Annotated in this window: 22 protein-coding genes and 1 pseudogene; 20 read left to right on the plus strand and 3 right to left on the minus strand. The window is 38.4% G+C overall.

The features are described from left to right. Window positions 1–155 precede the first annotated feature (155 nt). From MCBB_RS03265 to MCBB_RS03300, 8 genes and pseudogenes are all read left to right on the plus strand, one after another. On the plus strand, window positions 156–2,723 hold the full coding sequence (locus tag MCBB_RS03265) for a cation-translocating P-type ATPase (RefSeq protein ID WP_071906427.1): 2,568 nt from the start codon (window positions 156–158) through the stop codon (window positions 2,721–2,723). Between the two features lie 199 nt (window positions 2,724–2,922). After that, a pseudogene (locus tag MCBB_RS03270) lies at window positions 2,923–3,411 on the plus strand (tyrosine-type recombinase/integrase); the annotation flags it as partial. Window positions 3,412–3,919: 508 nt separating this feature from the next. Continuing rightward, on the plus strand, window positions 3,920–4,183 hold the full coding sequence (locus MCBB_RS03275) for a hypothetical protein (protein ID WP_071906429.1): 264 nt from the start codon (window positions 3,920–3,922) through the stop codon (window positions 4,181–4,183). A gap of 150 nt (window positions 4,184–4,333) precedes the next feature. Next, window positions 4,334–5,491: an AlbA family DNA-binding domain-containing protein gene (locus MCBB_RS03280; protein ID WP_071906430.1), complete on the plus strand. Its 1,158-nt coding sequence runs from the start codon at window positions 4,334–4,336 to the stop codon at window positions 5,489–5,491. A 128-nt stretch (window positions 5,492–5,619) separates the two neighbouring features. After that, a complete protein-coding gene (locus MCBB_RS03285; protein ID WP_071906431.1) occupies window positions 5,620–6,348 on the plus strand; it encodes a hypothetical protein in 729 nt (242 codons plus the stop codon). Between the two features lie 627 nt (window positions 6,349–6,975). After that, window positions 6,976–7,860, plus strand: a complete 885-nt coding sequence (locus tag MCBB_RS03290) for a CBS domain-containing protein (RefSeq protein WP_071906432.1) — start codon at window positions 6,976–6,978, stop codon at window positions 7,858–7,860. 154 nt (window positions 7,861–8,014) lie between these two features. Beyond that, a complete protein-coding gene (locus tag MCBB_RS03295) occupies window positions 8,015–8,929 on the plus strand; it encodes a deoxyhypusine synthase (RefSeq protein ID WP_071906433.1) in 915 nt (304 codons plus the stop codon). 43 nt (window positions 8,930–8,972) lie between these two features. Continuing rightward, window positions 8,973–9,590 carry a hypothetical protein gene (locus MCBB_RS03300; protein WP_071906434.1) on the plus strand — a complete coding sequence of 206 codons (618 nt, stop codon included), beginning with the start codon at window positions 8,973–8,975 and terminating at the stop codon, window positions 9,588–9,590. On the opposite strand, the gene pyrF is transcribed toward MCBB_RS03300, so the two are convergent. Next, on the minus strand, window positions 9,525–10,175 hold the full coding sequence (pyrF, locus tag MCBB_RS03305; RefSeq protein ID WP_071906435.1) for an orotidine-5'-phosphate decarboxylase: 651 nt from the start codon (window positions 10,173–10,175) through the stop codon (window positions 9,525–9,527). The two genes, MCBB_RS03300 and pyrF, sit on opposite strands and share 66 nt — an antisense overlap. 157 nt (window positions 10,176–10,332) lie before the next feature. On the opposite strand from pyrF, the gene MCBB_RS03310 reads away from it, so the two are divergent. The 8 genes from MCBB_RS03310 (at window position 10,333) to MCBB_RS03345 (ending at window position 17,215) form a co-directional block, all read left to right on the plus strand. After that, a complete protein-coding gene (locus MCBB_RS03310; protein WP_145976001.1) occupies window positions 10,333–10,542 on the plus strand; it encodes a hypothetical protein in 210 nt (69 codons plus the stop codon). A 358-nt stretch (window positions 10,543–10,900) separates the two neighbouring features. Then, entirely contained in the window at window positions 10,901–11,587 is a 687-nt protein-coding gene (gene cbiM / locus MCBB_RS03315) for a cobalt ECF transporter S component CbiM (protein ID WP_071906437.1), read from the plus strand. A 1-nt stretch (window position 11,588) separates the two neighbouring features. Next, window positions 11,589–11,927, plus strand: coding sequence for an energy-coupling factor ABC transporter substrate-binding protein (locus MCBB_RS03320; RefSeq protein ID WP_071906438.1), 339 nt, complete (start codon window positions 11,589–11,591; stop codon window positions 11,925–11,927). A 96-nt stretch (window positions 11,928–12,023) separates the two neighbouring features. Next, window positions 12,024–12,818, plus strand: a complete 795-nt coding sequence (gene cbiQ / locus MCBB_RS03325) for a cobalt ECF transporter T component CbiQ (RefSeq protein WP_084789746.1) — start codon at window positions 12,024–12,026, stop codon at window positions 12,816–12,818. Window positions 12,819–12,979: 161 nt separating this feature from the next. Further along, the gene (locus tag MCBB_RS03330; protein WP_071906439.1) at window positions 12,980–13,819 is read left to right on the plus strand and encodes an ATP-binding cassette domain-containing protein; all 840 of its coding nucleotides are present in this window, start codon (window positions 12,980–12,982) and stop codon (window positions 13,817–13,819) included. A gap of 316 nt (window positions 13,820–14,135) precedes the next feature. Then, window positions 14,136–14,834, plus strand: a complete 699-nt coding sequence (locus MCBB_RS03335; protein ID WP_084789747.1) for a HoxN/HupN/NixA family nickel/cobalt transporter — start codon at window positions 14,136–14,138, stop codon at window positions 14,832–14,834. A 260-nt stretch (window positions 14,835–15,094) separates the two neighbouring features. Continuing rightward, window positions 15,095–15,934 carry an ATP-binding cassette domain-containing protein gene (locus MCBB_RS03340; protein ID WP_071906440.1) on the plus strand — a complete coding sequence of 280 codons (840 nt, stop codon included), beginning with the start codon at window positions 15,095–15,097 and terminating at the stop codon, window positions 15,932–15,934. Between the two features lie 141 nt (window positions 15,935–16,075). Continuing rightward, window positions 16,076–17,215, plus strand: a complete 1,140-nt coding sequence (locus MCBB_RS03345) for a DUF362 domain-containing protein (RefSeq protein ID WP_084789748.1) — start codon at window positions 16,076–16,078, stop codon at window positions 17,213–17,215. A gap of 284 nt (window positions 17,216–17,499) precedes the next feature. Here MCBB_RS03345 and MCBB_RS03350 read toward each other — a convergent pair whose 3' ends face one another. Next, window positions 17,500–17,886, minus strand: coding sequence for a 4Fe-4S dicluster domain-containing protein (locus MCBB_RS03350; protein WP_071906442.1), 387 nt, complete (start codon window positions 17,884–17,886; stop codon window positions 17,500–17,502). Further along, complete coding sequence (locus tag MCBB_RS03355) at window positions 17,883–19,439, minus strand: homocysteine biosynthesis protein (RefSeq protein WP_071906443.1); 1,557 nt, start codon at window positions 19,437–19,439, stop codon at window positions 17,883–17,885. The genes MCBB_RS03350 and MCBB_RS03355 overlap by 4 nt, the downstream gene beginning before the upstream one ends. Before the next feature lie 321 nt (window positions 19,440–19,760). Between MCBB_RS03355 and MCBB_RS03360 the strand changes: the two genes are divergently transcribed. From MCBB_RS03360 to MCBB_RS03375, 4 genes are all read left to right on the plus strand, one after another. After that, complete coding sequence (locus tag MCBB_RS03360) at window positions 19,761–21,134, plus strand: TldD/PmbA family protein (RefSeq protein ID WP_071906444.1); 1,374 nt, start codon at window positions 19,761–19,763, stop codon at window positions 21,132–21,134. Next, the gene (locus MCBB_RS03365; protein ID WP_084789749.1) at window positions 21,134–21,760 is read left to right on the plus strand and encodes a TIGR00296 family protein; all 627 of its coding nucleotides are present in this window, start codon (window positions 21,134–21,136) and stop codon (window positions 21,758–21,760) included. Before MCBB_RS03360 ends, MCBB_RS03365 begins: the two co-directional genes overlap by 1 nt. A gap of 445 nt (window positions 21,761–22,205) precedes the next feature. After that, the gene (locus MCBB_RS03370; RefSeq protein WP_071906445.1) at window positions 22,206–23,216 is read left to right on the plus strand and encodes an NOG1 family protein; all 1,011 of its coding nucleotides are present in this window, start codon (window positions 22,206–22,208) and stop codon (window positions 23,214–23,216) included. Then, entirely contained in the window at window positions 23,182–23,613 is a 432-nt protein-coding gene (locus MCBB_RS03375; RefSeq protein ID WP_171899077.1) for an Hsp20/alpha crystallin family protein, read from the plus strand. Before MCBB_RS03370 ends, MCBB_RS03375 begins: the two co-directional genes overlap by 35 nt. The last annotated feature ends 170 nt before the right edge of the window (window positions 23,614–23,783 follow it).

A 23,783-nucleotide genomic window follows, 5' to 3' on the forward strand; every position in this document is an offset into this window, starting at 1 on the left:
TAGGTGGGCCTATCAAGATTAGAAGGGACTAACATTCCATTTAAGAACAATTAGGCTTTCCTAACACTCTAATTAATGGAAAAAGATTTATAGGTCCTTCTTCAGATTTAAATAAACTCGAGGTGAATAATTTTCCCAATGATGGGGGTAATGATTTGGCAGATGAGCTGGACCTGAAAAATATAAGCGGACTTTCTGAAGAAGAGGGCACCCGTAAAATAAGTGAAGAAGGATACAACGAACTTCCTTCCAGTGAAAAGAGATCATTTCTAACCATTGTATTGGAAGTTGTGCGTGAACCCATGTTCCTCCTGTTAATCGCATGTGGTACCATTTATTTATTTTTAGGAGATCTTCAGGAGGCACTGATGCTCCTGGGATTTGTTTTCGTTATTATGGGTATCACTTTTTACCAGGAACGTAAAACCGAACGGACTTTAGAGGCACTTAGAGATTTGTCCAGTCCCCGTGCCCGGGTAATACGGGATGGGAAGCAAAAAAGGATTGCGGGTAAGGAATTGGTAACTGATGATGTTATCATGCTCAAAGAGGGTGACCGGGTTCCGGCTGATGCCGTGATATTATCCTGCAGCAACCTCCTAATAAACGAGTCCATCTTAACCGGGGAGTCAGTTCCTGTGCGCAAAGTGCACTGCGGAGGTGTGATGGACATGCATCCGCCTGGTGGTGATGGTCTTCCCTCCGTTTACTCTGGAACCATGGTGGTGCAGGGCATGGGGGTGGCTCAGGTGATGTCTACAGGCCTTAACACTGAGATGGGCCGTATTGGTAAACGTCTCAAAACCCTGGAAACAGAGGATACATCCCTTCAAAAGGAAACTCGCACCTTGGTGCGGAATATGGCTATTATTGGGGCAGGGTTCTGTGCAGCTGTAGTAGTAATTTACGGTTTCACCCGTCTTGACTGGCTTAACGGTTTCCTTGCAGGGATAACCCTGGCCATGGCCATCCTTCCTGAAGAAATACCGGTGGTGCTCACCATCTTCTTGGCTTTGGGTGCCTGGCGTATTTCCAGGAAAAGCGTGCTTACTCGCAGTTCTCATGCAATTCAAGCCCTTGGATCCACCACTGTACTCTGTGTTGATAAAACTGGAACCCTGACTGTAAACCAAATGTCAGTCAGTAAAATCTTCGCAGGAACTGATTTTTACGATTTTAACCCCCATGAAACTGACCATCTTCCTGAAAATTTCCATGAACTGGTGGAATTCAGCATCCTTGCAAGTCAGAGAGACCCCTTTGATCCTATGGAAAAATCTCTCAAAGAATTTGGTGATAAAACCTTATCAGAAACTGAACATCTCCATGATGACTGGCAGCTAGTCCACGAATATCCTTTATCTGAGAAACTACTGGCCATGTCCCATGTATGGCAATCTCCCGATGGCGAGGATTACATAATTGCTACTAAAGGAGCTCCAGAAGCAGTAGCGGATCTTTGTCACTTCAACCGTGCTGAAATTGACAAATTATCATCTAATATATCTTTAATGGCTAAAGATGGTTTAAGGATAATCGGAGTGGCTAATGGTTCCTTTAAAAAACCTGATCTGCCTCATGAACAACATGATTTTCATTTCGAGTTTTTGGGGCTGGTGGGTTTCCTGGATCCGGTTCGTATTCAAGTTCCACCAGCTGTGGAAGAATGTTACCAGGCTGGAATCAGAGTGGTGATGATTACTGGGGATTACCCTGGCACTGCCAAAAACATTGCCAAAACTATAGGACTTAAAAATCCGGAGGAGGTTATAACAGGCCCTGAGCTGGATGAAATGAGTGATGATGACCTTAAAAAAAGGGTGATGGAGGTCAATATTTTTGCCCGTATGGTGCCGGAGATGAAGTTACGCCTGGTAGAGGTCCTTAAATCCAATGGGGAGATAGTAGCCATGACTGGGGATGGGGTGAATGATGCACCTGCCCTTAAATCAGCCCAGATTGGCATAAGTATGGGTGGGAGAGGTACTGATGTTGCTAGAGAAGCTTCTGCACTGGTTTTACTAGAGGATGATTTCTCTTCAATTGTAGCCGCCATAAAAATGGGACGTCGCATCTTCGACAACCTAAAAAAAGCTATAGCATACATATTCGCTATTCATGTTCCCATTGTTGGAATGTCAATTTTACCCGTAGTCTTCCAATGGCCTTTGGTCCTGTTCCCGGTTCAGATTGCTTTTTTGCAACTAATAATTGACCCTGCGTGTTCAGTTGTATTTGAAGCTGAGCCAGCTGAGAAGAATGTGATGAAACGGCCCCCTCGCAGTTCAACAAATCCTCTGTTTGACCGGAAAACTCTTGGAATGAGCATTTTACAGGGATTATTTGTTCTTTTCGTTGTTTTATCTGTCTATTTAGCCGCTCTTTACTGGGGTCATGGGGAAGTGTATGCGCGTACTGTTTGCTTCACCACCCTGATCTTTGCCAATCTTTCCCTGATAATTATCAATCGTTCGTGGTCTCGGAACATATTAAAAGCTCCCAAATCCTCTAATAAAGCTCTCTGGTGGGTTATTGGAGGGGCATTATTTTTCCTGGTACTGGTGCTTTATTTCCCACCACTACAAAATGTCTTCCGTTTCGGACCTCTGGAAGTACAAGATATTTTAATGTGTATATTGGCTGCATTTGTCATTATATTATGTTTCGAAAGCTTTAAATGGGTGAATCGATACCGCAAGAAAGGATTGGATGAAACTTATTAGCTATAGCTAGTTATATTCGTTAAATTGCAGCTATGGCTAAGTAAATTTCAATCAATAATCTATCTCAAATTAATGTAAAGATATTAATATCTTATTTTTAATTAATTTCTCAATTGCTGCTTGAAGTTCTCTTTCTACCCGTGGTGCTTAGATCGAAAGAAAACTCACGTAAAGTTCACTACCTTTTTTTAGTGAGGAAGCGGTTGAGGCTATTGAGACTTATTTTGAGTTTGAACGGTTGGATATGGAAGATGGTGATGCCCTTTTTTCAAGGTATCAGTCTGGTGGTGACCATATGAGTACAATGGCCATTCAGCACTCCTACCGTGAACTGAACCGGTTCCTTGGTTGGGTACCAGATGAGGGTGGGTTCTACAAGGCCACCAGTCATATGATGCGGAAGTTCTTCAACACCCAGTTAATAAATGCAGGAATGCCCTGGGAAATCCGGGAGCACATGATGGGACACAAGTTAAAAGATAGGGTCCGTGAGGCATACTTCCTAGCTGACCCAAATGAACTTAGAAAAATCTATTTAAGGTATATAGAACACCTATCAGTCAAAGACTCCACGGCAGGAAAATATTCACAAGATGAAATCAGGGAACTACAAAGACAGAACAGTAAGTTATGTGAAACAGTTGCGGAAATGAAAAGGGAGTTAAAAGAACTGAAAGGTGAGGTTTAGAGGGCTATTTTTTTTGATTGAGAACATTATTAAATTAAGTTTATTAAGAAAATAATCATACTCATGTATATTACTCAACGGGTGGAAGATAAATAAGTTTTAGTAATAATGGTATTTAAATAAAATATGATGTTGTCAATGAGTGGGTTGTTATGGAAAAGGCGTTAAAATACGGTATAATCATAGTGATTATATTTTTTCTTGCAATTTTTTTACTAGGTTTCTTTTTTGGTTTCATGGATTCTATGAACCAGGTGCAATAAACTATAAACAAATATTGCTTAAACGTAAAAACTTTAACCAAAAATCATTTATAACTCGTAATTTTCCAATGAGTTAATTAATTTAATTTAATTTAATTGGGTATTGAGATGGATATGGCTGCAGGAGTTGAATGATGGGGCGTGAAGGCTTATTCTATTGATTATTTTTTATCAAATGCTCTCACAATAATAATAAATATGATATTTGTATATTCCAATATAATGGAATGAATGGGAGTAATAAAATGGAAAAATTTCAGGGAGCTTTAATTAGAGAACAAGGTGTTGAATTTGCAATTGTGATTGTAAAAATGCATGTTTTAAATAGTAGTTCGAGGGCACAAGATGCCATCCTTGCTTTTCAAAGATTTTTTCCAGGGAAGCCAGTTATATTAATGGCACAAGATAGTAGGGGAATACCAAAGTATTATGGTAGGAACGATATTGTGAATTTCATGGCTAATGTGCCAATTGAAGCAGTTCAATGGCAAGAATTCACTGTCCATTAGTCCAATAAGTCTTTTTTTTAATTAGCGTGCTCATGAAGATAAAGAAAGTTTGTTTGTAATTTTCCAAGGAAGGAAATTTAAAAGAATATATTCTGCTGAATGGGGTGATGACCTATTATTTTTGAAAAGAGTGTAGAAGAAATCACAGAATTGGATTTAAACCTTTTAAAAGAACATAAAATACCTGAAAGCAAAAATTTAGAATATAAAGGAAGTTTAGATTTTGATAATCCACGCCATAAAGAAAAATTATTGAAAACCATATGTGCATTTGCTAATACTAATGGTGGGCTGTTGATTTATGGGATAGATGCTAAAGATGGTATACCCACAGAAATTAATGGTATCTCTGTTGATAATCAAGATAAAACTGGAATGAGAATAATAGATATAATTAAGGAAAATTCTGAACCTTCGATTCCTTCAGTATCAGTTGGATTTAGAGATAAATCAGATTCAAATAATGTTTTTATTTTAATTAAGGTTCCAAGGAGTTGGAATTCGCCACATAGAGTGAGTATAACTAACAATAAAAAATTAAAACATTTTTATATCCGTGGTGGGTTTCAAAATAATTTGATGGACATTTTTGAATTAAGAACATCTTTCAATCTCTCAGAAACATTAGGGGAGAAAATTAAAAGATTCAGAGAAGAACGAATCAGTAGCATATTGTCTAGCGAAACTCCGATATCGCTTAAAACCGGAGGAAAACTCATTTTGCATTTAATTCCAATCAATGCTTTTTATCCTGGCCAGAAATATAATATTGGGCAAATTAAAGACCTTATCAATAAACTAACAGCGATTGATGCACATAACCCTCGTTTTAGAGTTAATTTTGATGGATATTTAACTAGTGAATCTATAGGTGATTATGCTAGTGGTAGTTATGCTCAGCTTTATAGAAATGGAATCATTGAAGCTGTTTGTGGAGATTTTTTTGATGCTGAGAAAAAACTTATGTCCAGTAGTTACTATGAAATTCAAGTAGTAAGGGCATTCTCCAACTATTTAGAACTTTATAAAGAATTAAATGTGGAACTACCTGTATTTATTTTCATTACTCTGGTAGATGTCAAGGGATACAAAATGGAACCAGATAATAATGAATTCTTTTTAAGTCATCGAAAAGAAGATTTAATAGATAGAAATGTACTTGCCAATCCTGAAATTTTGATGTCAAAATATCCTGAAATACCTGGTAATTTGCTAAAGCCTGCGTTTGATGCTTTTCGAAATGCATGTGGATTTGGTGGATCTGGGAATTATAATGATGAAGGAGAGTGGAATCCTAAAAGAAGGTGAACATTTCCAATGATTAATTCCAATTTAATCTTTAATGGATTGCAGTAATGTACTTTAAAGACTGGTTAGATAACGTATATGAATTAAGCTTTAAATCGTAGAGTCAATTCGTGTAGGGGGTAGGGTTTATGGAAATTAAAGATAAAGTTCAAGAAATATTTCAAGAAAATAATTGGGATAAAAGACTCATAGATCATGTTTCCGCCGAATTTGATGAAAATGGAAAATTTAAAGCTATGATCAATTACGATAAAGAAGAGTTTATATTAAAGCATGTTTGGGTAAGAGAAGATTTTAGAGGTACTGGATTTACTCAAGATTTTTTAAGGCTTGTTTTTGAAAAACATATTTTCATGTTTGTATGGGAACCGAATGAAGGTTTTATTAAAGCAATGGTTAAAGCGGGTTTAGGATTACATCTAAAAATTCAAAGAATGGATGTTTGGTGTTTAATTCCGCAAATGTTATCCGATTCGTCAACAGGTTTTATTTCAAGGCACGATTACTTAGTTAAGAAAAAAGGACAATATTATCATTTGGGAACAGGGCCAGATAAGAAAACGATTGTAGTAACTCCCTTAATTAAAGATTTAAATAAGATTACAAAAGAAGAAGCAGAGCTAATATCAAAAGATAAGAACATTATAACAAAGAAATGGAGTTTAATCTGGAAAAGATGTAATAATAGGATGAGCATTCTTGTTCAAGAATTTTCTAAAGCCTGGACTGATGATAAAAAAATTGCGTATCAAACCAAATTAGAAAATAGCAAATCTTTTTTGGATAATTATTTCAATCATTCAATTAAACAATATGAACAAATGAAAGAGGATATGGACTGTCTTGAAAATAAATAAAAATTAAATAAAAAAACTTCCTCTACTTACTTTTTAACCAAAAAAGAAAACAGACTAAAGGTTACTCCGCCCCTAACAATTTATTTATTCTCAAACAAAATTCTCATGGAAAATCCTTGAGTATTAACTTATCCTACTAATTTTCCTTTTGATAGACTAAAAAATAAGGCGTAATACCCAAAATCTTTATATAATCATAAGTGACAATTAATGATAATTGTCAATTATAATAAATGTGCCACATTTAAGGTTGATTTTTAACTTGATTTAAAAGTTGAAAAATATTATGGGAAATAAAGAAGAATCAACCGTTTTTTATATTTTTAGACATTTAAATATCCAGAAATGAACAAAAGACTAATTAACAGCCATAACATTTATAAAAACGGATTTTTTTTAGCTTTGCTCTATGGGTGAATTTTCTAGAAATTTCTTTTTAATAATTTATGAAATGATTAAAAAGTTTTGTTTAACATTTAAACAGATTCGAAGAATGGGAATTCATAAAATGTGGTCTTGCATGTGGATTGTTTTTTAAATTTATTTTGCAGACATATAGTTAAGTATTTAATCAGGAATGATCTGATTGATAATTATAAATAATTATTAAATATTAAAGGTGGTTTTATGCTCACATCGGTTCAAAAAGAAATACTCCAAAGTCTCATAAATTTGTACAGGAATGCTGAAGGTAAGTCAATTAAGGGAGAAGAGATAGCAGAGTTAATGAACCGTAATCCTGGTACAATAAGGAACCAGATGCAGTCACTGCGAAGTTTAGGTCTTGTGAAAGGTGTTCCGGGGCCAAGGGGAGGTTACAAACCAACTGTGAAAGCATACCACACCTTGAATATCTCAGAAAGTAACAAAGAAACCCAGGTACCTATCTACAAAGATGGTAAAAAGCTCAAAGACATATCAGTGGCCAAGATAGAGTTCACAAGTATTCCACATCCTGGTGAATGTGAGGCAGCTGTGAAGGCCGTTGGAAACATAAAGAAACTTGACCTGGGTGACAAGATCCGGGCTGGACCAACCCCTGTGAACAAACTTATTGTGGACGGTATCATTGTTGGAAGGGATGACATGGACAACATTCTGCTTCTTGACACCACTGCAATACGCAGCATACCTAAAAAGACTGTTCTTGAAGTTGCAACCGTTGATGTGATTAAACTCAATCAATCCATGACTCTGAAGGAAGCTGCAAGAATTTTAACCCATGAACATATAGAGGGAGCACCTGTAACCGATGATGAAGGTAAAGTTTCAGGAATCCTAACACTGAGCGACATCACACGCGCCCTTGCAGACGGTAAAGAAAATTCCAGTTTAACGGATTTAATGTCAAAAAACCTCATAACAGTTGAGAAAGATGTCATGATTGCAGAGGCAATAGAAATCATGAACAAGAATCGTATAGGTCGTTTGATAGTTGTTGACACCGATGGAACTTCCCTAGGAATCGTCACAAGAACGGATCTTCTGGACAAGATAGCGGGAATCAAATGAACCCACTTCTTTTATAAATAAATTAATTTAAATACATCAAGATCTAAACTTATTTTTAAGAACTCACTTTATTCAATGAATATTTTTCCAATTGAAATCATATTCTTTTTTGAATTAACATTTTTTGGAGATGCTTAAACTGAAGATAAACCATATGAATATCCATGGCGATATGAGCGTGCTGGAACTTATTGAAGAAATGGGAAATTCCGGCGTACTCGGTGCTGGAAGGCTTTACAGGGCCACAGAACTCCTTGCAGATGTGATGGCTGATGAAGACACGGCGGTTTTCTTGAGTGCTGCAGGACCAATGGTGCCGGGCGGGCTCAGAAACGTGATCAGGGATCTCATCAATGATGGATACGTTGACGTCATGATAACAAGCGGTGCAAACCTCACCCACGACCTTCTTGAAGCCTTCGGTGGCAGACACTACCGTGGAATTGAAAAAAATGATGAAGACCTCTGCCAGATGGGAATGGGGAGAATAGCAGATCTATACACAAAATCAGAGGATTTTGAAGTATTTGAAACCAGAATAACAGAACTCATGTCCCAAATTTCCGAGGAAAGATCCAACCTCACAATAAGGGAATTTCTCACAGAAATTGGGAGCAGGGTGGATGATGAACGATCCATACTCCACACAGCCGCAAAGAAGGGCGTTCCAATCTACGCACCGGGTATGATAGACAGCATGCTCGGACTCCAGCTATGGATGTTCACACAGGAACATGAACTACACCTGGACGCATCAGGAGACATGCACGAACTTTCCGATATTGTCTATGATTCCAAAAAGGTTGCAACTGTAATGCTTGGAGGAGGACTTCCAAAACACTACGCACTGGCTTCAAACATCCTCAAAGGTGGAGTGGATGCAGGAATTCAGGTAACACTGGACCGGAGTGAAGGTGGAAGCCTCAGCGGTGCACCCCTTGAAGAGGCAAAGTCATGGGCAAAGGCCAAGACAGGTTCAAACCTCGTAACCGTTGTTGGAGATGCAACCATAGCCTTCCCACTCATGGTTGCAGGTGCAAGGGCAATGATAAACAAAAAGCAGAAATAAGTGTAAAACTGAAATAAATATTCTACAAATTAAAAGAGAAGTGATGCTTATTTTTGAACTTTACCCCCTTTTTTATGCCCTTTCAGGCTTTTTAATGAAACTTTCCGATGATTTCTACGATATTAAAAATAACAAATTACTGGCAGTGATCACGGGACTTCTATGCGTTTTATGCATCAGTTACCTTGCTGTTTCAAGTTCAGATGCAGCATGCATATTCATTGGAGTTTTAATTGGAAATCTGCTGGCATTCAAGGTTGACACAGCAAATCACATACTCTCTCTGATTATATTGAGCACAATACTCTTCATATTTGGAGTACCTGCCATTGGGATAGTAACCCTTATGGTGTGCACAGCTGCAGCATTCCTTGATGAAGTTGGTCACGAGGCTTCATGGATAGAAAAGAGGAGTGATCTAGTTAAAAACTTCTTCGAATACAGGTTCACCCTTAAAATAGCGGTTCTGATCTTCTCAATCCTTGGATTACTCCAGATATTTGTAAATTTGCCTCAAATAAATGGACTGCAGTACTTCCAGCCCCAAACAATCATTTACTTCCTACTGTTTGATGTGTTTTATGAGGTGGCAGGTTCAAAGTTTGATGCCATCTACAATGCCCTTTGCAGTATTTTTAGGGTCATGAGAAAGGTAGATTGATCTTCCAACGATTGCAGCATCAGCAAAATCAAGTGTGCTGGATGTTTCTCCGCCCTGGGCTCCAACTCCTGGAGATATTATGAATGCGTTTTTACCAACGATGTTTCTGATGGTTTCAAGGCGGTTGATCTTGGTTGCAGGTGCAACGTAGTTTTTGATGCCAAGTTCAACACCCATCTCTGCAATATGCTCAGCTGCAGGCTGTAAAAATGCTGAAGCTCCAGGATGGGACATTTCCGTGAGTAAAAAAACCTCTTTATCATGTTCATCTGCAGATTCCATACATGCCGTAACACTGTCTGCCCCAACGAATCCATGTACTATGATTGCATCAGCCCCAGCTTCAAAGGTGAGGTCTGCTATCTTCCTGTTGGTTTCAGGGATATCTGCAACTTTGAAATCAGCTATGATCTTCGAACTGAACTCTTCTTTGATCATGGATATGGATTCAAGACCCTCTGCAAGTGCAAGGGGGTAACCCACTTTTATGGTGTTTATGTAATCTGAAACTGCATCTGCTACTTCAAAGGCCCTTTCCATGGTTTTAACATCCAGGGCCAGTATTATCCTGTTTTTGACTTCCATGAAATTAAATTGGTTTAAATTCTTTAAATGATTTTGGGCATATATCTCAAATTTTAAATAAGGATCAGATATATAATTAAATAAAACATGGATTTAGGGATGGATGTAACTGAGAAAACATCCAATATCCTGTAAATTTTTGTCTGCGGTGCCAAAGATGGATACGAAAAAAATGTGGGAGCTTTCAGCTGCATTCATAACCTTCACAGTTGTGAGTTTGGTTTCAATTGAGCTCATGTACTACCTAATGGGCTACCCCCTTGACATCAACCTTGAGGGGCACTGGTTCCTTTCAACCATTGGCTTTTTAATAGGTGCGGTAGCGGCATGTTGTGTTTATTACCTGCTTAAAGATGTTGAATTTTAGTTTTTTGTCTAAGATAGTTAGATACATTTTTTATGGGTTTCAACTATTTTTTAATAAGAATCATTTATTCAAAAATGAATTATCCTAATAAAAAAATTTTTAATTCCAATGCTTGTTTTAAGTTTTTTCAACCTAATTTTATCACTACTTTAAAAGGCACATAAAATGTCCTGTCATTTTCCTTTTGAATAGAAAAATGGCAACCTTTAAATATAATATTATTCAACTTTACTTTACAGAAATTCAAGTAAATTTTAAATTAAAGTAAATTTTAAATTAAAGTAAATTTTTAGAAAATTAAAGTAAAGTTTAAAAGCTTGAACAAACAGATTCAAAAAAATCAGAGGAGAAAGAAAAGATGCACATATATGAAGGATTCTTACCGTGGTACTGGTGCGTGTTCTGGTATGCATTGGCATTACCTGTCATTGCCTACGGTGTGATCCAGATAAAAAAGATAGCAAACGAACAACCAGATTCAAAACCGTTAATAGCAGTTGCAGGGGCATTTATATTTATCTTGTCATCATTGAAACTGCCTTCAGTTACAGGAAGCTGTTCTCATCCTACAGGTACAGGGTTAGGCGCCACGATATTTGGACCTGCAGTTGTGAGTGTTTTAGCTGCAATTGTCCTTGTCTTCCAGGCACTGCTCTTGGCGCATGGTGGAATAACTACACTTGGAGCTAACGACTTTTCAATGGGTATTGTTGGTCCATTTGCCGCATGGTTAATCTGGAAAGGTGGTAAAAAATTAGGATGGTCCTCTTCAGTAACTATATTCCTTGCAGCGGTTATGGCAGATTGGTTAACATATGTAACAACTGCAATACAGCTTTCACTGGCATTTCCAATACCAACGTTCACTTCAGCATTCGTTAAATTCATGGTGATCTACGCATACACTCAGGTACCACTTGCAATAGCAGAAGGCCTTTTAACCGTAATAATATTTGGATACATAATGAAACTCAGACCGGATATACTGGTACGTTTAAAAGTTATAACGCTTGAAGAAGGAAAAGCAGCACTGGAGGAAGACTAAGATGGTAAGTAAAGTAACTAAAAGAGCCATAATTTTACTTTGTATTACTGCTGCACTTCTAATATTCCCACTTGCATTTTACAATGGTAAAGGGGAAGACCAAGGTTACTTCAGTGGAACAGATGGTCAGGGCCCGGAATATTTAGAGTCCTTAGGTTATCACCCTTGGATAAACTCTATCTGGACACCACCAAGCGGCGAAATAGAGGTTCTTTTATTTTCTCTCCAAGCAGCCATAGGTGCTATAATTATAGGTTATTTCATGGGATACTGGCACTGTGAAGCAAAAAGAAGGAAAGAAAAAGGTAAAGATCTTAAAGATGAGATGAAATGGGAATAGCTTTAAAAAAATGCAAGTAGGAATTAAAAAAATAGTTTAAATCCTAATAAGGATTTAACTGTCTTCGTAGCAAAATAAAAGGGGAAATATGGTACAATGTCTATGTTTGAAACCACTCTGGACAGTTATGCTCATTCAAATGGGCTTAAAGATGTAAATACATATTACAAGGTGCTATTTGCAATTTTAACCATGTTTGTGAGTGTGGTATCGCAATCGCCAATTGTGCCCCTCGTCATATTTGGAATTTTAACGGCTCTGATCATCTTCAAGGCTAAAATTTCTCCCAAATTTTACCTGAAGTTCCTGGCAGTTCCATTCCTATTTGCATTTATAACCTTTGTTTTCATGGCTATATTCTTTGGAGTAGGAGCACCAATACTGAAACTTGGAATATTCAATCTAGCAGTGACTGTAGATGGTTTTAACCTAGGATTTCTTGTTCTGGCAAGGATCATGGGGGGGTTTTCATGTTTGGCCTTCCTGGCACTCACCACACCAATGACAGAACTTTTTTCAGTATTTGAAGACATCAAGATCCCCCAGATAGTTATTGAACTGGCCATGCTCATGTACCGTTACATATTCCTTTTCTTGGACGAGGCCGTAACCATGTACCATTCCCAGGAAACGAAACTTGGCTACTCAAGTTTCAGAAAATCTTACAAGTCCATGGGGATGCTGGCAAGCAACCTTTTCATAAAAACATGGATGAAAGGGGAGCAAGTGTACATCGCAATGGAATCAAGATGCTACGACGGTTCAATAAGAACCATGGGAGAAAAAGGAAGCATAAAAAGTATTGGAGCCCAAAACCTGCTTTTACTGGCTTTATTTGAAGTCACACTTGCAATTGGAACTTACCTAACAGCCAGTTTCAGTGTATTCTGAGTTAAGGAATTATAAGAACCATAAATTTTTTATAACTATTTTTTTTAGACAATCGAATGACTATGATGGGGGATAAGTGAATAGTTGATGTAATATCAGTTTAATTAACTTTTTGCAAGTATACAGTTGTTTTTTGTATAAAATAGTGTAAGGTGGTAAAAATGAATGTTATTGAAACTCAGGATATTGTATATGAGTATCCTGATGGTACAAAAGCCCTTGAAAACGTTAATTTCAAGGTTGATGAGGGTAAGATCGTTGCACTTCTTGGACCCAATGGTGCAGGTAAATCAACGCTGTTTCTTCACTTCAACGGCATACTGAAACCTTCTTCAGGAAAAATCCTGTTCAATGGCAGTCCTGTGGATTATAACAAAAAAAATCTCATGAAGTTGAGGCAGAACGTGGGAATAGTTTTTCAGAACCCTGATGATCAGCTCTTTGCCCCTACTGTGATGGAGGATGTTGCATTTGGCCCCATGAACATTGGTCTCTCTAAGGAAGAGATTGAGAAGAGGGTTAAAGACTCTTTAAAACGTGTGGGTATGGAGGGTTTTGAGAAGAAGCCGCCTCATCATTTGAGTGGTGGTCAGAAGAAGAGGGTTGCAATTGCTGGGATTCTTGCCATGGATCCTAAGATCATGGTTCTTGATGAGCCAACAAGTGGCCTGGACCCTAAGGGTGCCTCCCAGATAATGAGGTTGTTGTATGAGCTCAACGAGGATGGGATGACCATTATCATATCAACCCATGATGTTGATCTGGTTCCTCTTTATGCATCCACGGTTTACATAATCAGTCACGGAAACATAATAAAGGAGGGTAACCCTCGGACTGTTTTCGGTGATGTTGAAACCATAAGAAAGGCGAATCTCAGGCTTCCAAGAATAGCACACCTCATGGAGATACTCAACAAGGAGGATCATGTCTCATTTGGCAAACCATACCCACTCACCATAGGCGAAGCAAGAAGAAGAATACGTGAACAGGCTGAAGATTGAGTTTTCAAAGGTTTAATCTGTTAAAATTAGTTTAAATTAAGTATTAACCTAAAAAAAACTAAAATAAAAATATTTCATATAAATAAAAATATTTAACCTAGAGTAGTAGTGAATCCCTTTTCATTCAACTATACAACGAACCTACTATTTCAGCGCACATTAGTATTACTCATTATATAAATAAAATTTAAAATAGTATTAATAATATCCTTTATTTCTTAAAGAACTTGAATGGAAGGGGTTCTACACAGATCATAGGTATTACTGGACTTATAAAGAAAATTGAAAATTGTATTAACACATTGGAGTGATAAAAATGGCTTTCATATCATCAAATTTAACCACATTCCCCCTACAGATAAGCTTCTTTTTCATGGCTGCTGCATTCCTACTCGGTGCATTACACGCCCTGGAACCTGGACATGGAAAGGCGGTTATGGCTGCATTTGTAATGGGTACAGATGCAGGTTTGAAGGATACACTGTTACTTGGGGGCACAGTGGTGTTTTCCCATGTGATCGTGGTTGTTCTCCTTGGAATTGGTTCAATCTTCCTTCTTGGATCCTTGAACGTCAGTACAACCCATGATATCATGAGTGTAATAGGTGGAATCATACTCGTTGCAGTTGGTCTATGGATAATTAGAAGGTTCCATCATCCACACCATCACCATCATGAACATAAAATCGACACAAAAAAGGGAGTGGTTGCAATTGGATTATCCACAGGCTTAATACCCTGCCCTGCAGCCCTTGCAGTGCTCCTTTTCAGCATTGGAAATGGTCAGATATACAACGGTATTATCTACGTTCTTGTGTTCAGTGCAGGTCTTGCAATATCTATAACTCTCCTTTCAGTACTCTTTGTTAAAGGAAAGGACTTCATACAGAGTTACGTGAGCAACAAGGTCATAAATAAGATTCCCCTTGTAAGTGGAACCATAATTGTTGGAGTGGGGATATTGACTTTGTTACAACCCATAACAGAATATTTACTGCCATTTTTGCATTTGTGAACCATTCACAGCACCAATTTTTGCAGTGAATCATGTAAAGAACCATCATGTACAATTTTGTATCTTAAAAAGTTTTTAACCAAACTTTTTTTTATGGATTTACCCGTTCTCATAAGATCCAGTTAATGATCAATTCAAAGAAAATAAAAAGATAATATACTACTAAAGAAAAAGTTCTATACGTACAAGATTTCATACAGATTTTATACATAAATTCATTGCTATGATTTTTTTATATCTTAAAAACCCATGTGATCATTATGAACGTCATTGAAACCAGAGAAATCATATATGAGTATCCTGACGGCACAAAAGCCCTCGAAAATGTTAACTTCAAAGCAGAAGATGGTAAGATCGTTGCACTTCTTGGACCCAATGGTGCAGGTAAATCAACGCTGTTTCTTCACTTCAACGGCATACTGAGACCCACCTCAGGTGAAGTTGTTGTTAACGGCCATCCAGTAAGCTACAACAAAAAGGATCTCATGAAGTTGAGGCAGAACGTGGGAATAGTTTTTCAGAACCCTGATGATCAGCTCTTTGCTCCCACTGTGATGGAGGATGTTGCATTCGGCCCAATGAACATGGGACTTTCTAGGGATGAAGTGGAGAAGAGGGTTAAGGATGCCTTGAAACGTGTGGGGATGGAGGGTTTTGAGAAGAAGCCGCCCCATCATTTGAGTGGTGGTCAGAAGAAGAGGGTTGCAATTGCAGGTATTCTTGCCATGGATCCCAAGATAATGGTTCTGGATGAGCCAACAAGTGGCCTGGACCCTAAGGGTGCCTCCCAGATAATGAGGTTGCTCTACGATCTTAACGAGGATGGGATGACCATTATCATATCAACCCACGACGTTGATCTGGTTCCCCTTTATGCATCCACGGTTTACATAATCAGTCACGGAAACATAATAAAGGAGGGTAACCCTCAGACTGTTTTCAGTGATGTTGAAACCATAAGAACGGCAAATCTCAGGCTTCCAAGAATAGCACACCTCATGGAGATACTCAACAAGGAGGATCATGTTTCCTTTGGCAAACCATACCCACTCACCATAGGCGAAGCAAGAAGAAAAATCCTGGAAGAGGTTGAAGATTAAATTTGATCCGATAATTGCCTTTAAAATCTATAATTGCATTGAAAAAGACCCAGAAGCTTAAAAATCAAAATTAAAAAAAATCTTTTTTTAAAAAAGGAGCAAATATTCTGTTAATGTTCGATGGATCAATGTGGTGCTAAATTGAATAAAAGTACAGTTTCAATATCAGAATGCAGATCCTACACCCTTCATGAAGTTCAAAGTGCTGTGGAAAAGTCATTAGATGGTATTGGAGGGATACAGTCCTTTGTAAAGCCTGGTGACACTGTACTCCTCAAACCCAACATGCTCCAGGCAAAATCTCCTGAAGTATTCATAACAACCCATCCTGCAGTTGTTGAAGCTGTTATAAACATTGTAAAAGATGCAGGTGCAGTACCAATGCTTGGAGATAGTCCTGGTGGTCCTGCAAGGGGAATGGAAAGATTTTGGGAGATCACAGGGTTTGCTGATGTCTGCAAACGTACAGACACGCAACTCGTTAACTTTGAGAAATCAGGGATCTATGAATTTGAAAGAAATGGGAGAACCTACAGAGTTGCAAGGCCTGTCCTTGACGCAGATGTGATAATCAACATGCCCAAGATCAAAACTCACGGACTCACTAAGTTCAGCTGTGCCATTAAAAACATCTATGGAGTTATTCCAGGACTTCAAAAAACTGAGTACCACAAATTGGCACCGAAGCCATCGGATTTTGCAGAGATAATCGTTGATGTATTTGCGCTTTCCAAACCCCACCTCAACATTATCGATGGAGTGATCGGAATGGATGGAATGGGACCTTCAGCTGGAAATCCCAAAGAGATAGGGGTTATAGTTGCATCTGACGATGCAGTTGCAGTAGACAGTATCCTCTGCCACTACCTGGGCAAAGATCCGATGGAAGTGCCCACAAACAGGATAGCATATGAACAGGGACTTGGAGAAGCCTCAATTGAAAATATAAACGTCTTGGGAGAATTTCCAATTGTTGATGCCTTTAAATGGCCTCTGAACGTTGCAGGTTCCATTGAAGTGGTTCCATCATTTATTTCAAGGGCTTTAATGAAATTGTACTATTCAAGACCTGCAATAAACCCAGATCTCTGCACGAACTGTAACACCTGTGTTCAAAGCTGCCCAACAGATGCGATCCTCGAGAAAAGACCCACACCCATTTTTGAATATGAGAGATGCATAAACTGCCTATGCTGCATGGAGATGTGCCCTGAAAAGGCAGTTTTTGATGATAAAAACAGTATTTACAGATTTATTTCCAGATTTTCAGGGTCTGATTAAATATTTACATTTATTTTTCTATTCATTCGTCATCTCATTGATTTGTTATTTTAAAGTACACTCCTTCTATTTTTTTAAATTAAAAATTGATGATAAATGTTAGGGTTTATAATTAAAAAATAAATTTTTACGACTTTAAAAAAATTTTAAAAAAATATTATCTCTTAAAATAAAATAGAGGTCTAAAACTAAATTTAAATCAATAAAAAAAAACGGATATAACTTAAAAAAATAATGAAAAAGATTTTAAAAAAAGAGTTTAAAGCTTATAAATGCACTGGATATTACTCTGCAACATTTATAGCTTTCATAGGGCATGATTTTGTGCAGAAACCGCATCCAATGCATTGCTTATCATCCACTTCAACTGTCCAGTCTTCTTCAATGGATATGGCCTTCACAGGGCACAGTGAAACGCACTCACCGCAGTCCACACATTTATCATCATCCTTTTTAACAACGTTTATCACAGGATCCAGGTGAATTCCGCTTTTCTCAAGGAATGCTATGCCTTCATCCCTCTGGGTTCCGCTTAACTCAATGAGCATCTTCCCACCCTTGGGTGTTATGTTTGCCTTGAGTATGTTGAAGGTTACATCGTAGTTTTTAATGAGATCCGAGATCACTGCCTTGTTCACGATATTCGGGGAAAAGTTTAACCATGCTTTCATAGTGACCCTCCATTTTTACCTCTTCTCTGACCGTTACAAATCAACATTGAAATATCCTCTGCTGTTATCATACCCTTCACCTTGTTGTCCTTATCGATGATTGGGAGTCCTGAAATTTCGTGTTTGTTCAGGCGCCTTGCCACCACATCCACAGATTCATCCTCCCGTGCTATCACAACCTTACGTGTCATAACATCTGCAAGTTTCTTTTTACCCTTTGCAACTGCATTTGCTATGTCCCATGAGGTTACAATACCTCGAAGTTTACCTTCACCATCAACAACAGGAAGGTGGTTTATGTTATTTTTAACCAGTTTCCCTGCAACATCCTCAACATCATCAGTTGGAAGGGCTGTTATCACAGGTTTGGTCCTCACGTTCTTCACAAGAATTGAAGGCTTCTTAATCTCAAGGGGTCTCACAGTGGAACCCTCAGACTGGAGCCTGGAAATAGGTTCTGTTAGGAAGAACTCCCCATTGTCTATCCAGGTTTTAAGTTCACCTGCAATCTTCCTGGCCTTCTTAAGTGACGACAGTGGTGAAGTTGGAACCTCCCTGCCGTTGAGTTCGATCTTACCGGTTTGAAGTTCCATGTAATTGGTTTTAAGGATTGTGGGTCTGCTCCTCCTTGGAACTCCATAATCCACAACGTTACACACGATCTCTTCGTTGCTTATACCTGTTCTCTGAGCTATATCTTCATTCAGGATGGGTATGGGTATTCCCACACCAACGTAGAGTGTTGGGCCGTACTTGGGCATGCTTGCACCTCTAACATACTCTGCATCCATCTGCTTCATGTCTCCCTTGAGCATGAGGGTACCTGCACCCCCTGTTGGAACACCATTTTCACGTTCAACATCGGTCTCGTGCTGGGTTCCCTCACCAATGATGTAACCCTCTGCACCGCAGAGGAATATACGACTTCCAAGACCAATGGTTTCAAAGTATGGATCATTCAGGAGTGGGCTGAGCTCTCCAGCACTTGAATAACTCACGTTACCCATTTTAGGCAGAAGTGTGCCCATGTATGTGTAGATGGTTTCATCTGTGGAGTTGGTTGCTGCAGCGTAGTTCTGGTATGAATTCCTTGGATTCACCATTATTGCCTGGTTCAATTTATCAAGGGTTAAACTGGTTTTAACCTCTGTAAGAGGATAACAATCAGTTCCGTAGGCCTCTGCAACAAATTCAATCTCCTTACCCCTTATGAGGTCTTCAATTATATGAGATCCACCGTAATCAAGACCAATTTCAGGGTTTCTGTTTGGTTGGGTTGCACCGATGTAAGCATCCACAGCTGCAAGTCCAGAGTAGGCTTCAACACCGTTCAGATATGTTTTGGACATTTTTATAGGAGGATCTGAATGTCCGAAGTTTAAGAATGCTCCTGAAGAGCACATAGCACCAAATGTCCCTGTTGTCACAACATCAACGTCACGTGCAGCTTCTCCTGCACCATTTTCCCTTACAATCTGGGTCATCTCTGCAGCAGTCACAACCACTGCATCTCCATCTTTGATTTTTTGGTTTATCTCCTTAACAGTTCTCATATTGTCACCTGGTGCTTTAATAAAAGGTAATTCAATTAAACACACTTACAATTCTATAAAAGTAATGAAATGGTGAAAATTAGAAATTACACCCATTCAATTTATATCCACGGTCTACTGTTAAGTTTTATAATATAAATTAGTTTTTATGATATGATCCTTTTAATGAATCCTCACTCAAATCAATATCAACCCCTTCCTGAATCCATCCTGTTAGTTTTATGAAAATTAATATTTTATGAAAAAAATCAACCTTAAAATCAATAAATTATAATGAAAGGAAGATCAAAGATTATACTCATTAAGATGAAGGTAGATACCATGGACGATCAATTAGACTTAGATTTACTGGAGAAAACAATTAATTCAATTGAAAAAAGAGCAGATTATGTGGATATAAGGGTTAATGAAACTTACAGCACTGCAATAATAATGAAAGATAGTAAGATCCAGGAAATCAGGTCTGGATCCGATCTCAGTGGATGTGTGAGGGTTTTAAAGGGTGGTGCATGGGGATTTGCATTCACAACCCAGATGGAAAGGATGGGGGAAGTGGCAGAGTCTGCACTGCGCCTTGCAGATTCAATAAAAAGTGATGTTGAACTTGCTGATGTTCCAACCGTGGTGGATAATGTTAAATCCCGTGCAAAACTCAAACCATCAGATGTTTCACTTGATGAGAAAAAAGAGGTAATGCAGGATGCAGATAAAGCTGCAAAACTTGAAAAGGTTGTGAGTACCAGTGTCAACTACGTTGATGCAGAGGGAAGAACAGCTTTCCTGAGCTCAGAGGGCTCAGCATTAACCCTCAATGAATCAAGGGTTGCAATGTTTTTAAATGCAGTGGCCTCAGAGAACGGCATGATACAGTTTGGACACAAAAGTATTGGGGGAGCAAAAGGCTTTGAAGCCATAAAAAATGAGGATTTGGAAAGCTTTGGAAGAACCGCCGCATCAAAGGCAGTGCGACTCCTCAATGCAAACACACCACCTTCAGGAAGTTTTCCTGTTGTTTTTGACTCAGAACTAACAGGAGTGTTCATACATGAAGCACTTGGACATGCTGCAGAGGCTGATCTTATACTTCAGAACGATTCAATACTCAAAGGAAAAATGGGCACCAGAATAGGCTCAGAACATGTTACAATAATCGATGACGCCAGCATGGATGCCTTCGGTTACTACCCCTACGATGCTGAGGGGGTTAAAACACGCAAAAACCTACTGGTTAATGATGGAATCCTCACATCCCTCATGAGTTCAAGGGAATCTGCATCCAAACTCGGAATTGAACCATCAGGAAATGCCAGATCCGCTGTTGGAGATCAGCCGGTGGTTCGTATGAGCAACACCTACCTGAAACCCGGTGATAAAAGCTTTGAAGAACTACTTGAAGGCATGAAGGATGGAATTTACCTCAAGGGTTCAAGGGGAGGACAGGTGGACACTGGAAAGGGAATATTCCAGTTCAACGCTGCAGAATCATTCACCATTAAGAATGGGGAAATTGGAGAGCCACTGCGTGATGTTTCACTGTCTGGAAACATTATGGAAACCCTGATGAACGTGGACGCCGTTGCATCTGACTTCAAACTGGGAGTTGGTTTCTGTGGAAAGGCAGGTCAAACAGTACCTGTTGGAGACGGCGGCCCCCACATAAGAGTTACAAAAGCAATGGTTGGAGGAGCAATGTAATGAAACCAGATAGATCTGGAGAACTGAAAGAAAATACAGAAGAGAAAAAACTGGAAACAAACCTTCTATCAAATGAAGATGGAGAAACAATAGTAAAAATTGCACGAAAAACCATAGAAACCTACCTCAACGAAAAGAGGATCCTCGAAGTTCCAGAGGACATCGATGAGAAGCTGAAGGAGTTCCGGGGTGTTTTTGTAACCCTGGAAGAGAAGGGAGATCTCAGGGGATGTATAGGTTACCCTGAACCTGTAATGCCCCTCATAGAAGCTCTTATCGATGCAGCCATATCTGCAGCAACAAGGGATCCACGTTTTCCACCTGTAACTTTAAGGGAATTTGAAGATATCACTGTTGAAGTGAGTGTACTCACAAAACCCGAGATCATCCGGGTTGAAAATCCAAAGGAGTACATCGAAAACGTTGAGATTGGTAGAGATGGGTTGATAGTTGAAATTGGACCGTACAAAGGACTTTTACTTCCTCAGGTTGCAGTTGAATGGTGCTGGAATGCTGAAGAGTTTCTCTCCAACACCTGTATGAAAGCAGGGCTTCAACCCGACTGCTGGCTTGCTGATGATGTGAAGATATACAGGTTCCACTCCCAGATATTCAATGAACAATAAGAATACATGGGAATGTCATATAGTTTTTAAAGGGCTATTTAATCTGTATACTGAATTCCATCCTTTCATATTCTAATTTTAAAAAAAGAAGGTAAGTTGTGCATTGGTACTGAATTAATCAGTTTATATAATATATTATTGTAATTCAATGCATAATATCATATTAACTATCTACTCAGTTCCATGATCATTTTATAAGTCAAAGTACTCATACACTAATAAAGATGATCAAGTTATGTTCATGATTTTGATATCCCCAAATCAAAACAAGTTTTTAATTATTTAAAATTTTTAGAACCTTATTTTAACATAAGATGATTAACACTTTTAAAAATATAGTATAAACTTAAATAACTTACAAATTAAGCGGATCAGTACTTAAAAAAGTTAATTGGCTAAAACGGGTTTTAACTGAATATTAAGAGATAAGAGAGAGAGTGATGAAATGATTATACCAACCATCCCAACACCAGAGGAAGTTTTGGACAAGGGTTTTAGACGGGCTAAAAAGGCTGCAAACAAGGTGAGGTCTTCTAATATTCCTCGCCAGCAGAAGTCCAAGAAAACTGAGGAGGCAAGGATTAAGACTGCCTGTCAGGTTATAGAGGAAAGCTTCAACATGATACTTGAGAGGGTTCCAAAGATAGAAGAACTGCACATGTTTTACCAGGACTACATCGACGTTGTGGTGGGAGTTGATGAGCTGAAAAAATCCCTTGGAGCCTTGAACTGGGCTGTGGAACTTCTATCAAAATTTGAAAATCAGTACGTCTTTAAAGTAAGAAGATCAAGCCCCCAGGATGCTTCAAAAGTCAGAAGGGAAGCATTTGGCCGTATAGCTTCAGTTGTTTACAGGATAGAGGATGAACTGAACTTCCTGGACTTTGCAAAGTCCAAACTACGTAACATGCCCACCATAGACTTCGATGCAACAACAGCAGTGATAGCAGGCTTTCCAAACGTTGGAAAATCCACCCTGCTCAGACACATAACCACTGCAGAGCCTAAAGTTGCAGATTATCCATTTACAACAACAGGAATTCAGATAGGACATTATGAACGTAGATGGCAAAGTTACCAGATAATAGACACTCCCGGACTTCTTGACAGACCTGTTAAGGATATGAATGAAATAGAATTAAATGCAATGGTTGCACTGGAGCACCTTGCAGATGTTATTCTATTCATCTTCGATGCATCTGAAACCTCCGGATATCCACTTGAAAGTCAGTTCAGACTTTTTGAGGAGATAAAACACATATTTAAAACCCCTATTGTCTGTATTTTTAACAAAATGGACCTCGTGGAAAGGGTTAAGTATTTGGATGAATATATTAATAAAGTGGAAGATCCTCTGTTAATTACAGCAGCAGAGGGAACTGGAATATCTGAAATAATGGATAAGCTGGAGGAATTTAATAATGAAAAGAAGAGGCGTAGCAGAACAGATGTTTAATGACATGGTTGGCACCATCCGTGAGAAACAGGAGGAGCTTGAGAAGGCAGTAGCTGATTACACTTCGAATGTTCCAGCAAAACCAGTGATGGATGTTATTGAGGATGATGAAAATATAATCGTCAAAACAGACCTTCCAGGTGTCAAAAAAGAGGATATAAAGATTGATATAACCGAAGACACCCTTGAAATCACTGCAAACTTCGAAGAAGAAACTGAAGTTGAGGATGTTAACTACCTCCGGAGGGAAAGAAGGTACGGTGAAGCAAGAAGGTTGATGAAGCTTCCTGCAAAAATACTGATGAACGACTCAACTGCAAAATTTGAAAACGGAGTATTAACAGTCACACTTCCAAAACTAGAAAAGAGTGAAAGTTTTGAAGTTAAAGTGGACTGAAAGAACAGTGCTGAAGAGTGAACTGTCCTTAATTCCCTATTTTTAATTCTTTTTGTTTAATTCATTTTTGAATCTATAAACTGTACCTTCAACTAAAAAAAGTTAATTAAAACTATATACAACTATAATTACAACTAAAAAAGGTAAAATAACTATTTTTAAAACTTGTT

The organism is Methanobacterium congolense, from assembly GCF_900095295.1.
In the GTDB taxonomy this organism is placed as follows: Archaea; Methanobacteriota; Methanobacteria; order Methanobacteriales; family Methanobacteriaceae; genus Methanobacterium_C; species Methanobacterium_C congolense.

Coding starts and splice junctions, on each gene's coding strand:
- cbiQ (WP_084789746.1), top strand. CDS start 12,024: ATGTCTATGTTTGAAACCACTCTGGACAGTTATGCTCATTCAAATGGG.
- MCBB_RS03290 (WP_071906432.1), top strand. CDS start 6,976: ATGCTCACATCGGTTCAAAAAGAAATACTCCAAAGTCTCATAAATTTG.
- MCBB_RS03365 (WP_084789749.1), top strand. CDS start 21,134: ATGAAACCAGATAGATCTGGAGAACTGAAAGAAAATACAGAAGAGAAA.
- MCBB_RS03310 (WP_145976001.1), top strand. CDS start 10,333: ATGGATACGAAAAAAATGTGGGAGCTTTCAGCTGCATTCATAACCTTC.
- MCBB_RS03350 (WP_071906442.1), bottom strand. CDS start 17,886: ATGAAAGCATGGTTAAACTTTTCCCCGAATATCGTGAACAAGGCAGTG.
- cbiM (WP_071906437.1), top strand. CDS start 10,901: ATGCACATATATGAAGGATTCTTACCGTGGTACTGGTGCGTGTTCTGG.
- MCBB_RS03275 (WP_071906429.1), top strand. CDS start 3,920: ATGGAAAAATTTCAGGGAGCTTTAATTAGAGAACAAGGTGTTGAATTT.
- MCBB_RS03360 (WP_071906444.1), top strand. CDS start 19,761: ATGGACGATCAATTAGACTTAGATTTACTGGAGAAAACAATTAATTCA.
- MCBB_RS03330 (WP_071906439.1), top strand. CDS start 12,980: ATGAATGTTATTGAAACTCAGGATATTGTATATGAGTATCCTGATGGT.
- MCBB_RS03375 (WP_171899077.1), top strand. CDS start 23,182: ATGAAAAGAAGAGGCGTAGCAGAACAGATGTTTAATGACATGGTTGGC.
- MCBB_RS03295 (WP_071906433.1), top strand. CDS start 8,015: ATGAATATCCATGGCGATATGAGCGTGCTGGAACTTATTGAAGAAATG.
- MCBB_RS03370 (WP_071906445.1), top strand. CDS start 22,206: ATGATTATACCAACCATCCCAACACCAGAGGAAGTTTTGGACAAGGGT.
- MCBB_RS03300 (WP_071906434.1), top strand. CDS start 8,973: ATGCTTATTTTTGAACTTTACCCCCTTTTTTATGCCCTTTCAGGCTTT.
- MCBB_RS03285 (WP_071906431.1), top strand. CDS start 5,620: ATGGAAATTAAAGATAAAGTTCAAGAAATATTTCAAGAAAATAATTGG.
- MCBB_RS03340 (WP_071906440.1), top strand. CDS start 15,095: ATGAACGTCATTGAAACCAGAGAAATCATATATGAGTATCCTGACGGC.
- MCBB_RS03355 (WP_071906443.1), bottom strand. CDS start 19,439: ATGAGAACTGTTAAGGAGATAAACCAAAAAATCAAAGATGGAGATGCA.
- MCBB_RS03335 (WP_084789747.1), top strand. CDS start 14,136: ATGGCTTTCATATCATCAAATTTAACCACATTCCCCCTACAGATAAGC.
- MCBB_RS03320 (WP_071906438.1), top strand. CDS start 11,589: ATGGTAAGTAAAGTAACTAAAAGAGCCATAATTTTACTTTGTATTACT.
- pyrF (WP_071906435.1), bottom strand. CDS start 10,175: ATGGAAGTCAAAAACAGGATAATACTGGCCCTGGATGTTAAAACCATG.